The sequence below is a fragment of the Flammeovirga yaeyamensis genome, from assembly GCF_018736045.1.
Lineage (GTDB): Bacteria > Bacteroidota > Bacteroidia > Cytophagales > Flammeovirgaceae > Flammeovirga > Flammeovirga yaeyamensis.
On sequence record NZ_CP076132.1, the window covers coordinates 2,352,153 to 2,369,517 of the forward strand.

The 17,365-nt window shown below is 33.8% G+C and carries 12 protein-coding genes; 11 read left to right on the plus strand and 1 reads right to left on the minus strand.

Translation table 11 applies throughout. The features are described 5' to 3' along the window. Positions 1-17 precede the first annotated feature (17 nt). From hutU to KMW28_RS09220, 11 genes are all read left to right on the plus strand, one after another. Positions 18-1,715: a urocanate hydratase gene (hutU, locus tag KMW28_RS09170; RefSeq protein ID WP_169665406.1), complete on the plus strand. Its 1,698-nt coding sequence runs from the start codon at positions 18-20 to the stop codon at positions 1,713-1,715. Between the two features lie 75 nt (positions 1,716-1,790). Further along, a complete protein-coding gene (gene hutI / locus KMW28_RS09175; RefSeq protein ID WP_169665405.1) occupies positions 1,791-3,011 on the plus strand; it encodes an imidazolonepropionase in 1,221 nt (406 codons plus the stop codon). A gap of 105 nt (positions 3,012-3,116) precedes the next feature. Beyond that, the gene (locus tag KMW28_RS09180) at positions 3,117-4,598 is read left to right on the plus strand and encodes a cytochrome P450 (protein ID WP_169665404.1); all 1,482 of its coding nucleotides are present in this window, start codon (positions 3,117-3,119) and stop codon (positions 4,596-4,598) included. 188 nt (positions 4,599-4,786) lie between these two features. After that, positions 4,787-5,869: a nucleoid-associated protein gene (locus KMW28_RS09185; protein WP_066208048.1), complete on the plus strand. Its 1,083-nt coding sequence runs from the start codon at positions 4,787-4,789 to the stop codon at positions 5,867-5,869. A 160-nt stretch (positions 5,870-6,029) separates the two neighbouring features. Beyond that, complete coding sequence (locus tag KMW28_RS09190) at positions 6,030-6,737, plus strand: response regulator transcription factor (protein WP_066208047.1); 708 nt, start codon at positions 6,030-6,032, stop codon at positions 6,735-6,737. Between the two features lie 67 nt (positions 6,738-6,804). Continuing rightward, positions 6,805-7,278 (plus strand): hypothetical protein, encoded by a 474-nt coding sequence (locus KMW28_RS09195; RefSeq protein ID WP_066208045.1) that lies wholly within the window; start codon positions 6,805-6,807, stop codon positions 7,276-7,278. A gap of 50 nt (positions 7,279-7,328) precedes the next feature. Next, a complete protein-coding gene (nuoK, locus tag KMW28_RS09200; protein WP_066208043.1) occupies positions 7,329-7,637 on the plus strand; it encodes an NADH-quinone oxidoreductase subunit NuoK in 309 nt (102 codons plus the stop codon). Positions 7,638-7,670: 33 nt separating this feature from the next. After that, the gene (locus KMW28_RS09205) at positions 7,671-9,722 is read left to right on the plus strand and encodes an NADH-quinone oxidoreductase subunit 5 family protein (protein WP_260157753.1); all 2,052 of its coding nucleotides are present in this window, start codon (positions 7,671-7,673) and stop codon (positions 9,720-9,722) included. 31 nt (positions 9,723-9,753) lie between these two features. After that, on the plus strand, positions 9,754-11,502 hold the full coding sequence (locus tag KMW28_RS09210; RefSeq protein WP_169665402.1) for a complex I subunit 4 family protein: 1,749 nt from the start codon (positions 9,754-9,756) through the stop codon (positions 11,500-11,502). Positions 11,503-11,504: 2 nt separating this feature from the next. After that, entirely contained in the window at positions 11,505-12,965 is a 1,461-nt protein-coding gene (locus KMW28_RS09215) for an NADH-quinone oxidoreductase subunit N (RefSeq protein WP_169665401.1), read from the plus strand. Between the two features lie 19 nt (positions 12,966-12,984). Then, positions 12,985-15,993: a hybrid sensor histidine kinase/response regulator gene (locus KMW28_RS09220; protein ID WP_169665400.1), complete on the plus strand. Its 3,009-nt coding sequence runs from the start codon at positions 12,985-12,987 to the stop codon at positions 15,991-15,993. Between the two features lie 47 nt (positions 15,994-16,040). Here KMW28_RS09220 and KMW28_RS09225 read toward each other — a convergent pair whose 3' ends face one another. Continuing rightward, a complete protein-coding gene (locus KMW28_RS09225; RefSeq protein WP_169665399.1) occupies positions 16,041-17,363 on the minus strand; it encodes an ABC1 kinase family protein in 1,323 nt (440 codons plus the stop codon). Between the last annotated feature and the right edge of the window lie 2 nt (positions 17,364-17,365).

Consider the following 17,365-nt stretch of genomic DNA (forward strand, 5'->3'; position numbering starts at 1 on the left):
ATACAAAACATATAGACATGGAAGCGTCACAATCATCACAACAAAAATTCGAGGCATTTTTGGAAAAATATGCTAATCACCCAAATTACATTCCACCAACAGGACCTGAACTAAATGCTAAATCTTGGCAAACAGAGGCACCTCTTCGTATGTTCTTAAATAACTTAACAGAAGAAGTAGCAGAGGATCCGAACAACCTAGTGGTTTACGGAGGAACTGGTCAAGCAGCAAGAAATAGAGAGTCATTAGAAAAAATTATCAAAATTCTATTAGAATTAGATAATGAGCATTCATTATTGGTACAGTCAGGTAAGCCAGTGGGTGTAGTAAGAACACACTCAGAGGCACCAAGAGTATTAATTGCGAACTCAAACTTGGTTCCTGCTTGGGCAACTTGGGAGCATTTCCAAGAATTAAAAGAAAGAGGTTTGATGATGTACGGTCAGATGACAGCGGGTTCATGGATCTACATTGGTACTCAAGGTATCCTTCAAGGTACCTATGAGACATTTGCATCTTGTGCACGTCAGCACTTTGGAGGCGACTTAAAAGGTCGTTTGTTAGTGACTGGCGGTATGGGTGGAATGGGTGGAGCTCAACCACTTGCAGCTACAATGTGTGGTGCAGCAATGTTAGGCGTTGATATTGACCCTGCTCGTATTCAAAAGCGTATTGATACTAAATATATTGATAAAATGACGCACTCTTATGAAGAAGCTATCCAGTGGGTAATGGAAGCTAAAGAGAAAGGAGAGGCTTTATCAGTAGGACTAGTAGGTGATATCGGAGATGTGTTAGAGCGTCTGATTAAAGATGGAATTACTCCAGATGTATTGACAGATCAAACTTCAGCTCACGACCCGGTTTATGGTTATGTGCCAAACGGTTTGACTCTAGATGAAGCTGCTGATTTAAGAGATAACAATCCTGAGTTGTACAAAGAGAAGTCATTAAAATCGATGGCAAGACACGTACAATACATGTTAGACCTTGAAGCAAAAGGAGCGATTACTTTCGATTATGGTAATAACCTACGTGAGTTCGCTAAACAAGGTGGTTGTGAGAATGCATATAACTTCCCTGGATTTACTCCTGCCTACATCAGACCATTGTTCTGTGAAGGAAAAGGACCATTCCGTTGGGCAGCATTATCAGGAGATCCTCAAGATATCAAAGTAACTGATGAAGCTTTAAAAGAAGCTTTCCCTGAAAATACACACTTGATCAAATGGCTTGAAGAAGCGGATGAAAAGGTAGCTTTCCAAGGCCTTCCTTCAAGAATTTGTTGGTTAGGAATGGGAGAGAGAGAAAAAGCAGGGGTCATCTTCAATAATCTTGTGAAAGAAGGTAAATTGAAAGCTCCTATCGTAATTGGTAGAGATCACTTAGACTGTGGATCTGTAGCTTCACCAAACAGAGAGACAGAATCAATGTTAGATGGTTCGGATGCAGTATCTGATTGGCCTTTATTGAACTTGATGTCGAATGCAACAGGTGGTGCAACTTGGATTTCATTCCACCATGGTGGTGGAGTAGGTATTGGCTATTCCCAACATGCTGGTATGGTTGTACTTGCAGATGGAACGGACCGTGCAGAGAAGTGTATTCGTAGAGTCTTACATAACGATCCTGCAATGGGAATTTTCCGTCATCATGATGCAGGTTATGATATCGCAACTCAGGTAGGCGAAGATCATGATTTGATTATCAAATAGAGAAATAGAACTAAAGGTTATCTGCTCCCATTTTAGTGATGGGTGTACGATAACCTTTTTTGTCATAAAATAGATATGAAAAAATTAATTGGACCCTTTTCACAAGTAATCACTTTAGCAGGGCTTCCTTTAAAAGGAAGTATTGAAGATGAGCAATTGGAGATCATCGAAAATGCAGGTGTAAGTATTGATGAAAATGGTAATATCATCGAGGTGAAAGCGTTTACTTCATTTAATCACAGTGATTTTGATGAAGTAGAACATATCGATCAAGCAGCGGTTTTATTGCCCGGCTTTGTAGATTGTCATACCCATATTTGCTGGGGAGGCAATAGAGCAAGAGATTATGCTATGAGAGTGGCAGGGAAGCCTTATCTTGAAATTGCGAAAGCAGGTGGAGGAATTCAAGATTCTATGAGGAAGACGAGAGGAGCTTCTGAAGAAGAATTAATAGATGTAACAGTAGAAAGAGCCAATCGTCATTTCTCAAGAGGGGTAACTACTATAGAGGTGAAAAGTGGTTATGCACTCGATATTGATAACGAACTAAAGATGCTTCGTGCAATTAAGAAAGCAAACGGTCAAACATCACCTGAGTTGGTTTCTACGTGTTTAGCAGCCCATATGAAGCCAAAGGATTTTGAAGGCTCATCAATCGAGTATTTAGATCGAGCATTGAATGAGCTTCTTCCTCAGATTAAAGAAGAAAACTTGAGTAATCGAGTGGATATTTTTACAGAAGAGACCGCTTTCAATGTAGAAGAATCAACATACTATCTTGAGAAAGCAAAAGCAATGGGTTTTGAGATTACTGTTCATGCAGATCAATTTTCTACTGGAGGATCTGAAATGGCAGTAAAATTAGGGGCGTTATCTGCAGAACACTTAGAGTCAAGTACAGATAAAGAAGTTGATTTATTAGCAAATTCAGATACAGTGGCTACAGTGCTTCCTGGTGCGTCATTAGGGTTGGGTATGCAATATCCACCGACAAGAAAGTTATTAGATGCGGGAGCGTGTGTTGCAATTGCATCCGATTGGAATCCTGGATCCGCTCCAATGGGTGATATGTTGACTCAAGGTGCTTTGCTAGGTGCAATGGAAAAACTTTCTACTGCAGAAGTTTTCGCTGGAATGACATTTAGATCAGCAAAGGCCTTAAACTTAACAGATAGAGGTCAATTAGTTCAAGGGAAATTAGCTGATATGCAGGCTTATCCTTGTGATGATTATAGAGAGATTTTATACAATCAAGGAATGCTTCCTCCATATAAAGTTTGGAAACAAGGGAGATAGTCTATAAAAAAGCTGTTGTTTTTTCAACAGCTTTTTTTGTGTCCAACATTTAATTAACTTACCGGTTCTTTATTTTTTATTGAATACTACTTTTTATTGCTACTAATGAATTACTCTAAAACATTTAAAGACCTTGATGGTCCAAAAGGAAAGCCTTTTGTTGGTAACGTCTTAGACCTTGAAAAAGAAAGACTTCACCTTCAATATGAAGATTGGTCTAGGATTTATGGTAAAATGTATAACCTTAAATTTTTGTCGACAAATGTAACTGTATGCACTGACCCGGACATTAATGCTTACATTTTAAAAAATAGACCTATAAAATTTAGAAGGTTAAAAAAATTAGCTGATGTTATCAATGAAGTAGGGGTTGAAGGAGTATTTACTGCTGAAGCTGACTCTTGGAGGAAACAAAGAAAAGTAACACAAAAGGCATTAGATAAAAGACATATCAAGACATTTTTTCCAAAAATACTCTTAGTTGCATCTAGATTAGAAAATTATTGGAACGAACAGTTGAAGACTAAAAAATCACATGAAGATCTTCCTAAAGACTTTATTCGTGCAACAGTTGATGTTACGACAAATCTTGCTTTCGGTTATGATATGAATACGGTCGAAAATCTTGAAAATATCACGCAAAAACATGTTGAAAAGATTTTCCCAAAGATGAATCAAAGAGTAAATTCACCAATACCCTTTTATAAGTACTTTAAATCAAAATCAGATAAAGAATTTGATGAGTCGATGAGTTACTTGAGAGAGATGTTAGGTGAAATCATCAAAATAACGAAGGAGAAGTTAAATGATCAGCCTGAATTAATAGAACAGCCTACCAACTTTTTAGAAGCAATGATTGCTTCTCAGGAAAAAGATAATCCTTTTACATGGGATGAAATTTTTGGTAATTTATATACCATGTTATTGGCTGGAGAAGATACTACTTCTAACACATTAACTTGGACCTCTTATTTTTTATCAAAGCACCCTGATGTTCAGAATAAAATTCGAGAAGAAATTGCACTTACTCTACCAAATGGAGAGATGAATGATATCGATCAATTGAAAAATCTTCGTTATGTGAATGCAGTTATGAAAGAAGTGGCACGATTAAAACCCGTTACGCCAAATTTATATATGCAGGCCAATGAAGATATTGTCATTAATGATATACTCTTCCCAAAAGGTCATTTCTTTATCACACAACTTAGTTTTGCATCAAGATCTGAAGAATTCTTTGAAGATGCTTTAGAATTTAAACCTGAAAGATGGTTAACTGAACCATCTGTTAATAAAGTTTGTCCATTTAGTGGGCACATGAAACCAGATGCAGCTAAGCCTTTTGGAGGTGGTCCAAGGTTATGCCCTGGAAAATACTTAGCAGAAGTCGAATTTGCCGTATTCCTAGTCACACTAATGAAGAATTTCGAATTAGATTTTGCTCAAAGTGAAGACAAGGTAGAAGAAGAATTTGCCTTTACAATGGTGCCTAAGAATTTGCACATTGTTATCAAAAAAATAAAAAATGCCACAAACCTTACGAGTCAAAAATTAGATAATATCAACACGAATTATAATTATTCTTAGATATTAACTTAATCATTAAAAATGTTGTTAATGCCTGAAATTAAGGTCAATAAAAAAATCAGTAAGAATTGTTAATACTTCTTCCCAATTTTTTTTGATTTTTATTAGAAAGATTGTAGTTTGAATTGTTAATATTGCGGTCAGTTAATATTAATGATCATTGAAGCTACGCCTTCTCAATACAAAATATGAGCAAAATAAAATCGTTCGACTTGTCAAATGTCAAGTTGTCTCAATTAGTAATACATAAAGTAGGTAATAAAACACAAGAAGAGCCCATCGAACTTTCAGAGTTTGAAATAGAACTCGAAAACTTTAGTCCATTGTACAAATCAGTAATGGATTACTTCTTGAGGTCATTTAAGCCAGGACCAATGTATCATTTTGCTACTCCAGAAGGGAAAGAAAACATTTCTGAAAATGAGATGTATTCTGCTGCAGACGCAATGTTTGTCAATCCTTTTGAGCAGTTTATGGCAAGGTCTAGAGAAATGTCAGAATTATTATACGAAGCATCTACTCATCCTAGAATTAAAGGAGGGGAGTTGTTTGTTGCTCATTTAAAAGATTGTGTTGTAGATGGTGACTTAGTTGATGCCATTGGTCTATTCAAAGCAGAACATAAGGAATTATTCCTACAAGTAGGAGATAAGACTGATGTTGGAAACTTTGAATTGCAACAAAACGAAGGTGTAAGTGTAAAGAAACTGGATAAAGGTTGTTTGATTTTCCAATGCGAGCAAGAGAAAGGTTTTAAAGTGATGTTGAAAGACAGTCCGACAAAATCTGTTGAAGCACTTTATTGGAAAGAATCATATTTGCAGCTTAAACCAAGAGAGGATAATTACTTCCATACACAAAATTACATGGAATTGACAAAAGGTTTTGTCGAGGAAGTGTTTAATGAAGAGCATGCCGTAGAAAAGCCAGCTCAAATTGACTTGTTAAACAGAAGTGTAAAATTCTTTTCTGAAAAAGAAGATTTCAATGTCGTTGATTTTGAGAATAATGTAATCGAGGAGCCAGAAGTAATTGAGGCATTCAACGAATACAAGGTAGATTTCCAAGAAAAGAAGGAAGTGCCACTTTTTGATGAATTTAAAGTTTCTAAGGAAGCGGTGAAAAAATCAAAAAAAGAATTTAAAAGTTTGATCAAATTAGATAAGAAAATAAGTATTACTGTCTCTGGTAATGAACAAAATATAGAAAAAGGTTTTGACACAGAGAGAAATATGAATTACTACATGATTTATTTTAATGAAGAAGAATAAATAATATTGGTTAGATTCTTTTCCCGTTAAATAATATTAAGAGGATTAACCAATGTTATAATTCATTATATAAAACCATTAAAAGAGATGTGCGTATATCTATAAGGTAATACAAGATACATCATTTAATAACACAAAATATCATTAATAATATAATACTATGGATGCAGTAAAGATTCTTCTTGTTGAGGATGATAGAATCATAGCCTCACTTGTTAAAAAGTACTTAGATATCAGAGGTTACGCAGTGAACCACGCTGAAGACGGTGTAGAGGGTATGAAAGAATATGATAAAGCAGATTACGATCTGATTATCATGGACGTTATGATGCCTCATAAAGATGGTTATACTTTAGCTGAAGAAATCAGAGCAAAAGATCCTTATATTCCAATTCTTTTCATGTCATCAAATAATCTTCCAAAAGATAAAATTAAGGCATTTAGAATTGGTGCAGATGACTATGTAACTAAGCCAGTTAATGTTGAAGAGCTTTTACTTCGTATTGAGGTAATCTTAAAACGTCAAAAATCAGAGCCAAAAGTTGAAGTGGGTACAGAAGATGATCCACACGAAATCAAAATTGGTAACTACATTTTAGACTTCCCTTATCAAAAATTAGCTATCGGTGACGATACACGTAAGTTAACAACTCGTGAAGCAGAACTTTTAAGATTCTTGCACCGTCATAGAAATTCATTAATCAAACGTGAATACATTCTTCAAGAAGTTTGGGGTGATGATGACTACTACAAAGGTCGTTCACTAGATGTATTTATGTCTCGTCTTAGAAAATACCTTAAAGACGATTCAACTATCGAGATCTTGAACGTTCACGGTATTGGATTTAAGTTCTTAGTACAAGACTAAATATTAAAAAAATATATTTTAAGCCTGATTGCTGTAAAAAGTGATCAGGCTTTTTTTATTTTGCAATATGAAATTAATCGAACTTATTGTTTCAGGAATTCAGATAGATTTAATTCTAATTGATGGACGATCTCAAATTGCTACTGAAAGATTTCTAGCATTAGTAGATTCAGATATCTTTTTAGGTTGGAAAGTGATATATGTTGCCGAGGATAAATTTATTAAAATCGGTCCAGTATCAGATGATGTTTCTTATAACAAAAGGCCGGTGACAAGAGTTGATTACGATGCTCCCTTGCATAAGAATGGTATGTTATCTTTTATTGGGCAAGCTGCAGATCATGTTTCAGATCACTTGATGTTTGTTTTAGATAATAATATTGGGGTGAATTATGATGGGATTTGTGCACCTATTGCTACATTGACGGTTGACCATTACATGAAACTAAAGATGTTGGAAGAAGGAATGTCAATTGAAGAAATTCGAATAAAAGACGTAGAAAAAAGCGAATTATTAGGACGAATCCCTACTTTTATTTGAATTCTCATATTATATCGACCATATTTGTTAATTGAAACAAGACAAACTTTATGGTAACTTTTTTACATTATATGTTGGCCTCCGCTTTTTTATTTAGTATCGGGTTGGCTATTGCTCTAACAAAGAGAAGTGCCATTGTAGCATTAATGGGAGTTGAGCTTATGTTGAATGCAGCAAACATCAATTTGGTTGCCTTTAATATGAAAAATCCTTCTTTAGCCGATGGTCATGTATTTGCAATTTTTGTAATTGTAATTGCAGCAGCAGAAGTATGTGTTGCCTTAGCATTGATCATTAAATTGTTTCAATATTTTAAATCTGTGGATTTACATCAGCTTAATCAGCTGAAAGAAAAATAAATTAGTTCCAAACTGAGCTAACACAATATCGAATTGAACTTTATAGTATTCATAACACTATTAGGATGCATTTCACCCTTACTTGGAATGTTCTTAATTCAACTAATAGGTAAATCAGCACTTGTAGATAAAATAGGCACTACTCTTATTGGAGTAAGTATAGTGTGTCATTTATTTGTGTTTTCAAATGTATGGGGCGGGGAGCCTATTGTCTTAAGTATAGACTGGTTAAAAATCGGTCAGCATCAATTTAACGTAGATTTTAAATGGGATGCACTTACCTCTATACTATTAAGTATGGTGAGCGTTATTTCATTATTCGTCCATGTGTTTTCATCCTCTTACATGCAAGGAGATCCTAGTTTGAAGAGATATTACTCTTTATTGGGACTTTTTACCTTCTCAATGTTTGGGGTGTTGATCTCAGATCATCTCATATTTTTATATCTTTTTTGGGAATTAGTAGGTTTCTGTTCTTATATGCTCATTGGATTTTGGAGAGAGAAACAATTGGCTATTTCTGCAGCTAAAAAAGCATTTGTAGTCAATAGAATAGGTGATGCTGGATTTATGGTAGCATTAGTTGCCTTGTATTCCCAATTTAATACTTTAAGTCTTTCAGAGATTCAAAGTCAATTTGCAGTTTCAGAATTACATGTCCACCTTTTGATGATTGCAGGGGTAGGTGTAACGTTGGCTGCTATGGGTAAATCTGCTCAAATTCCTTTTGCAGTTTGGCTACCAGATGCCATGCAGGGACCAACTCCAGTTTCAGCTTTAATTCATGCAGCAACCATGGTCGCTGCGGGTATATATTTATTAGTGAGATGTTATTTCTTCTTGCCAGAAGAAATTCTATTATGTATTGCTTTAGTTGGTGGTGTTACAGCATTTGTAGCAGCTTTTGCCGCTCTTACTCAATACGACATCAAACGAATTTTGGCCTTCTCAACAATATCTCAATTAGGTTATATGATGTTATCGATAGGAGTGGGAGATCCTTCTTCATCAGTATATCATCTTATTACACATGCCTTTTTTAAAGCAGGTTTGTTTTTGGGAGCAGGTGCAGTAATTCATAGTATGCATCAAGTGTCTTGTGATATCTGTAAGGGATTTGATCCTCAAGATATTCGATGGATGGGCAATCTTAGAAAGTACATGCCTAAAACATTTATTGGTTTTTCAATATGTTTAGCTGGATTGGCAGGAGTGCCTTTTACAACTGGATTCTTATCAAAAGATGCGATCCTAACCACTGTACTAGCAAGAGGTTTAGAAGATGGAGGTATTTGGATTTTCATTATGATATTAGGGTTTTCAGCTGCAGCCCTTACTTCATTTTATTGTTTAAGAATGTTTTACCATGTCTTCCTAAAAGATTTAGGAATCGCCAATCATAAAGTGTGTAAAGATTGTTTAGTATTGCCAAAAGAGGTAAACAGTAAGATGTATTTGCCTGTGATGATACTAGGATTTTGTACACTTTGGTTTACTATGGTTATCAATCCATTCGAAACTTCACATTCTTGGTTACAAGATGGAATAGGAGTGCCACAAATAGATCATCATCAACACCATACTTTAGCAGTGATATTATCTGTATCTATGTTGATAGTTGGACTAGGTGTAGCCTATTTCATATTTATCTTAGGAAAAGGTATTGCTTTTAAGAAATCATTCAAAACATCAACTTTATATAAATTATCATACAACTTCTTTTACCTTAATGAACTTTATAAGTTTGGAGCAAAATCGCTGATTAAAACAGGTGAGGGGTTAGATAAAATACCTCATGCTGATGAGTATTTTGTGAATTCTGCTATTGTTACCTCTGAATTTGTTAGAGGATTTGATGATAAAGTAGTTGATTTTTTTGTGAAAGTATTTGCAGTTGGAAATGTGGTGATTGGTCACGTCTTAGCTTGGTTTGATAAAGATATTGTGGACGGTTGTGTAAAACTATTTACTCGTTTTATGCAATTACTTGGTGATGTTTTTAGAAAACCTCAAGGTGAAAGATCTCAGAGTATGATCGCATGGTCTGTGATATTATTAGCCATCATATTAGGTATCCTTATTTAGAAATAACGAAACAAACGTTTATAGATAGATTATGAGTCAATTATTGCTCACTTTATTAGTATTCGTTCCTATTTTAGGAACACTTTTTATTCTCCTACTCCCAAATAGTTTTAAAGATCATTTTGGGAAAATTACTATTGCAATAAATAGTTTTCAGTTAGTGGTAGCTTCTTATATCGTTTTACAATACGAGGGCTTCCATGAAACGATGAATGGCGTTTTATCTTTGGATAACTTTCAGTTTTTAGAAAAGTACCAATGGATCGAATTAAATTTGGGAAGTTTTGGTAGACTATCTGCCGAATATCTTCTTGGAGTCGATGGAATTAGTAACTCAATGGTGCTTTTAGCAGCTATAGTGTTATTGATAGGGGCTATATCATCATTAGAGATTAAAAATAAGAGAAGAGGCTTTTATGCTTTATATCTATTGTTGAGTGGAACAATTATGGGTTGTTTCTTAGCATTAGACTTTTTCCTATTCTATTTATTCTTTGAGTTTATGTTACTTCCAATGTACTTCTTAATTGGTATATGGGGTGGTAAGAACAGTGAATATGCATCGATAAAATTCTTTATCTATACTTTAGTTGGATCTATCTTTATCTTGGTCATTATGATTGCTTTAGCTGCATCAGTGATAGACCCTGCAACAACAGCTGTTCAACTTGGTTTGGTGAGCAATTTAGATCAAGTCACACCAGATATTATTTCTAAAGTACAGCAAATGCTTATTTCTGGTAATATCGGACAATCTGACTATGTAAGAACGTTTACTTTAGTCCACATGATGGACGCTAAGAACTATATTCCTGATTCCATTTTATCATTAGATTATGGAGCAACACTTTTTGGTACAAATGTTCGTTTTGTAGCCTTTTTAATGGTGTTTATTGGTTTTGCTATCAAATTACCAGTGGTTCCATTACACACTTGGTTACCTGATGCACACGTAGAAGCACCAACTTCTATCTCTGTTGTGTTGGCAGGTGTTCTTCTTAAAATTGGTGGTTATGGTATGCTTAGAATTGCTTATTCAGTATTCCCTGATGGAGCACAGTATTTTGCTTGGTGGATTGCCCTCTTTGGAGTCATATCCATTTTATATGGTGCTTTTGTAGCTTTAGGTACTCATAATTTAAAACGTTTGATTGCCTACTCATCAGTTTCTCATATGGGATTTGTGATGTTAGGTATTGCTTCTTTAACAGCTGAAGGAATATCGGGTGCAATGTTCCAAATGTTTTCTCACGGAATTATCTCATCAGCATTGTTCTTAATTGCAGGTGTATTGTATTATAGAACAGGCGATTTAGAAATAGAAAGTTATAGTGGTTTGTCTTCTAAGATGCCAAGGTACACGATGTTGGCAACAATAGCCTTTTTTGCCTCTTTAGGTTTACCTGGCTTCTCAGGTTTTATGGCAGAACTATTTGTATTCTTGGGAGCATTTAATTCCTCAGCAGTCAATCACCTAATCCCTCGTTGGATGACGATTACAGCAGTTTTAGGTTTAGTTCTTAGTGCAGCTTATTACTTATGGGCAATGCAAAGAATTTTCCTTGGTAAATATTTTATCAAAAATAAGTCTTGGGAAGAGAAATTAGGAGATCTTACCTCAAGAGAATTGTTGATGTTGGCTCCTTTGGCTATAATGACACTTCTATTAGGTATCTATCCGAAACTATTAATCAACTTAATTGAAGGATCAATTACAGAATTAGTGGAGTTTGCCAACTTTGTTGGTGCAGATTATATTAAAACAATAATAGGGGGATAACGATGGAGTTAGAATTATCAGGGAAACTAGATATTATTTTAAAAAGTTTACCTTTTTTAAAGTCTGAAATATGGATTGTACTATTGATAATAGGATGTATCATTATTGATTTACTTCCTTTAAATTTCAATAGAAGAAACCTTTATTTAGTGTCTTTATTAGGGGTTTGTCTTGATATAATTGTATTGTTATTCTTTGTTGATGCTAACAGTTCTACATTTACCTCTTTTACTATAGTCAATTCTACATGGACCGTTAAGACAAGAGTTTTATTGGATGTCTGTAGTATTTTATTTTATTACTTTTTGTGGAGTAATAAGACGAAATACGATGATCAAAATCAAAAAGTATCAGGCGAATCAGAATGGGTTGCTTTGAGCCTTGGAATGTTATTGGGAGGTCATGCATTAATAGTATCGAATGATTTTATTTTTGCCATTTTAGCATTAGAATTGATTTCCTTACCCTCTTACATTCTCACTGCATTCAAAAACAATAAAGTATGCACAGAAGCTGCGATTAAATATTTCCTATTTGGTGCAGTATCTACAGCTATCACTATTTATGGTGTTTCCTTAATCTATGGTATTTCATCAGCCATAGATTTGGTTTCATTACAAAATCCGCCTGTTCAACACTCCTTGTTGTATTCAATAGGATTAATATTAATTACCATTGGATTTTTGTTTAAACTCGCTGGATTCCCAATGCATATTTGGGTACCAGATGTTTATGAAACTGCTCCTATTGAAGCTGTTGCTCTATTTTCTACCTTACCAAAGGTAGCAGCAGCTGTATTTTTATTCCGTTTTTTCGAAAATATCGATATTACTCAGAACAACTTCCTAAGTTATTTTATCTTGATTACAGCCATTGCTTCAATGTTTGTTGGTAATCTTTCTGCCTTATATCAAAAAGGTCTTAGAAGATTGATGGGGTATAGTTCTATTGCACATGCTGGTTTTATTTTAATTGCTTGTCTTAATACGCAAGAGATTTCATACAACGCATTATTTTATTTCTTGTGTACTTATGTGATCGCAAATTTTGCCTTCTTCTTTTTTATTAATGAAATCGAAGTTCAAAAAGGTAACGATTATATTACTTCACTTAAGGGTACAGGTTGGACGAATAGTTCTCTAGCATGGGGGCCTGCTATAGTTGTTGTCGTCATATCATTAATCGGTTTACCACCAGCAGCAGGTTTTACAGCAAAATTATTGATTTTTACTTCGCTTTGGGAGGTATATCAAATGAATGGTGATACATTTTATATGGTCGTCATGATGCTAGGTCTATTAAATACAGCCATCTCAATTGCCTATTATATTAAAATTCCATTTTCAATTTATTACAGAAAAGGTAGTTCTGAATTAGCAATTTCTTCTCTAAGTAAACCTATAATTTTTATTTTAGGCTTAGGTTTGTTTATATTGTTTGTAGCTCCTGCTATATTATTATAATTACACAAACAACACAACTATGACTGATATATGGTCTTCCATATTTTTAGTATCTATTTTCTTATTATTGGCACTTCTAATTTTTCATCAATATAGAATCATAAAAAAGATGAAGTTTGAGTCTGATAATACCGTAAATAGGGATTATAAGATGCTCAATCTTTTGATGGAACATTCTCCTGATGTAATTTTTTCAGTTGATCAAAATTTTAATTACCTCGCTTTTAATAATTCACACTTTAAGACCATGAAAAATTCTTATGGAGTGAAGATAGAATTGGGTAAAAATATCCTTGATTACATGAGGGTGAAAGATGATGATGATAATGCAAAAAAAGACATTCAGAGAGCATTAAATGGTGAATCATTTTCTATTATAAGAACATATGGAGATGAAGATCATAAAAGGTCACATTTTGAGGCTACCTATACACCTATAAAGGTAGACGAGACGGTAAGAGGTGCAGCCGTTTTTGTAAGAGATGTCACAGAACAACATTTATCAAACTTAAACATTCAACGTTCTGAACGAAAGTATAAGCTGTTATTCCATTATAACTTTTTGGGTACATTAATCATGAAAGATGGTGTAATTAATGATGCGAATGATAAAGCAGAGAGCTTTCTTGGAATGGAAACCCACGAGTTAGTAGGTAATACGCTTTCGGATTTATTTCAGATTCAAAGTGATGCTACAGTTGAAGATCAAATCAAAGAATTTTTTACTACCTATATCCACCCAAGTGGTGAGAAGTTATATTTTGTCATTAGAGAACAAACAGTATTTGATTTTAAAGAAAATCATCAAACGGTTTTTATCGAAAATGTTACAAGTAAATACAAAGCAGAACAAGAATTAATTAAAGTCAATCTACAAAGACAAGTATTAATTGAATCGGCAAAAAGTTATATCTTCTCAATTAATACAGACTTTAAAATTGAGACCTTCAATACTAAATTTAAAGAATTATTAGAGGAACAATTGAATGTGCAATTAAGTCCCAATATGAATTTGAAGTCTTTTGATCATGTAAAACATTTAAACTTTTATATTGAGCAAATTCAAATTGCAATTGAGACGAAGAAACTTCACGAAGTAGAATACGAAATATCCAATAATTTAATTCTACAGTCTGCCATATCTCCTTTATTGGATAAAGAAAACAACGTTTCTGGTGTAGCAGTTTACAGTATTGATATTACAGAAGAAATCACTCAGAGAAGAGAAATTAATTTACTTAATACTTCATTAGAACAAAAGGTAAGGGAGAGAACTTCTGAATTAGAAGAACAGAGGTTGAAGCTCGATTTAGCCATGAATGCCGCAAAAATTGCCGCTTGGTCTTACATTGAGGGTGTTGGTTTTGAATGGGATGATAAGTTCTCAGAAGTTTTAGGTTTTGTTCATGGAATAGAATATGCTAATTTCAATAATATTATTGATATAGTTTTAGATGAGGATAAGAAAAGAGTTCTTGATATTGTAAGTCAAATACGAAATAAAAAGATAGAGGAGTTTGATTTGACTGTAAAAATTGATCACCCAGAAAAAGGTGAGCAATATATTCAATTATATGGAAGATCATCGAATAATGATCGCTATGAAATGTATGGTGTATCTTGGAATATTACAGAACAGAAGAACTCCGAATTTGAACTAGAAAAGGCCAAAGAAGAAGCAGAAAAATCGAATCAAGCTAAATCGATGTTCTTAGCCAATATGTCACATGAAATTCGCTCACCATTAAATGCAATCATCGGATTTAGTAATATTCTTTTTAAGAAATCAGAAACATTACAACTTTCTGATGAATACCTTGAACAGTTGAAATATATCTACCTCAATGGAGAATATTTATCAGAACTCATCAATAACCTTTTGGATTTATCTAAAATTGATGCTGGCAAACTATCAGTTTATCTGGAGGATATTGATATAAGAGATCTTATCAATATGGTTGTCAAAATTCATGAAGTAACAGCCAATGAACGATCTATCAAAATTCATCTTCACATAGATGAGAAGATTCCAGAAAAAGTTCTTTTAGATTCAACGAAAAGTAGACAGATTCTAACCAATCTACTTTCTAATGCTATCAAGTTTTCTAAAAAAGACACTTCAATATTTGTGGATATTGTTAGAAGTGAAGAACAGATTCTTATTCAAGTAAAGGATCAAGGTATAGGTATACCGAAAGATAAATTAAATCTAATATTTGATTCATTTGAACAGGGTGATAACTCTGTCACTAGAAAGTTTGGAGGAACAGGTTTGGGACTGGCGATTACTAAGAAATTAGCAAGCATGATGAAAGGTAGAGTAGAGGTCTACAGTGAAGAAAATATTGGGACCACTTTTTCTGTGTACTTACCTTTAAATGTAAATCAGTCTAAAATTGCTCATCAGTCTAATGTAGCCAAAGAAGAACAAGATTATAATTTTAATTTTGATGTTTTGGTTGTAGAAGACAATAAGATGAATCAAATGATGATGTCGGCACTTCTTAATCAACTTAAAGTAAATATAGCTATTGCCAATAATGGAGAAGAAGCTATTAATATGATACAGAAGAAATCTTTCGACTTAATTTTGATGGATTTACACATGCCTATTCTTGGTGGGATTGATGCTACTAAAATCATACGATTTGAATTAGGACTACTTGATGTTCCTATCGTAGCTTTAACAGCAGATACTTATTGGGATAAAAGGTTTGATGCATTCTCTGCAGGCATGAACGATTATTTGACAAAACCTTTAAGTAGGCCATCGTTAATTCATATTCTTGATAAATACTTGTTGGATAATGAAAATAAAGAGATGAAATACCTCGATCCAATAAAGCATAAGGAAATCATTAAAGAATTAAAAGAGATAACGATTACAAAATCTCAAAATGATAATGAAAAACTTCGTAGACTAAGATCTTTACGTCATCTGCTTCAGGATTACGATACTGGTTTTGTAGAATACATAGATTTTGTAACAAGTGCAATAGCTAATAATAAGGAGATTGAAATATTCTAATATCAAAAAAATAAAAAAGCTCGGAAATTAAATCCGAGCTTTCTTTTTTATTTGAAAAATATGGAATCTGTTTTTACTTCTGCTTCCAATTGATGTAGAATTGAATACAATCCGAAATATGTACGATTCAAATACAAACCATCTCTTATACCTCTTGGTTTTTTAGATTTTCTCAAGATATTCTGGTTTTCCTGATTTTCTGCTAAAGCTTGAATTTCTTCAAAATAGGCAGCCTCTCCAAAATCAAAAGTATCATGATGGAAAGGTCTAGCCAAAATGCTTATCATAGACTTAAATAACTGATCAAGGAACTGTTTGTCAGACTCAGAATCGTCATCATATATAAATCGCATACTAGCAAAAACTGACTTCCTTTTTTCTTCATTGTTCATGTTTTCAGGAATCATCAGATCGAAATAATTTCTGTAAAAATCTGATGGTATTTCTTTAACACAACCAAAGTCAATAATTCCCAAAAGGCCATCTTCTGAAATAATGAAATTACCGGGGTGAGGATCTGCATGTACTTCTTTTAGTTGATGTACTTGGAAGTCGTAAAAGTCCCACAAAGCCTGACCAACTTTATTTCTAATTTCCTGTGATGGATTCGTTTCTAAAAATTCATTTAAGTGTTTTCCTTCCAACCAATCCATAGTTAAGATTTTCTGTGAAGAATACTCTTTATAATAGTTTGGGAAATAAATATTTTTGATGTGCTTACAAGCTTCAGTAATTTTTTGTGATCTCTGTAATTCAAGTTCGTAATCAGTTTCAGAAAGTAGCATCACTTCAACTTCTTTCATATAATGATTTACATCTTGTTCATTAAGACCCATCATTCGAACAGCAATGGGTTTTACTAATTTCAAATCTGAACTAACACTTTCAGCAACTCCAGGATATTGAACTTTTACTGCGTATTTTTTTCCATCTTTTTCAGCAAGGTGAACCTGACCAATACTTGCTGCATTTACTGCTTCTTTAGTGAAAGTATCAAATAGTTCGTAGGGTGCTTTACCAAAAGACTTGATAAAAGTTTTATTGACTAACGGTAACGATAGAGGTGGGGCAGAATATTGTGACATCTGAAACTTCTCAATGTAAGCCTGAGGTAACATATTCTTATCCATACTCATCATTTGAGCAACTTTTAAGGCGCTTCCTTTCAGTTCGCTCAAAGCTTCGTACACATCAGTAGCGTTTTCTTTGTGTAATTCTTCTTTGCCTGAATAATCGTTATCGAGAACTGTTTTTGCGTAATGTTTGATGTAATTCGTACTCACTTTCGCACCTACCTTCACAAAACGAGATACTCTCTGAACTTTGGAAGATGGTATAGTCTTTTGGATTTTTTTATCAATTTCGGTCATAA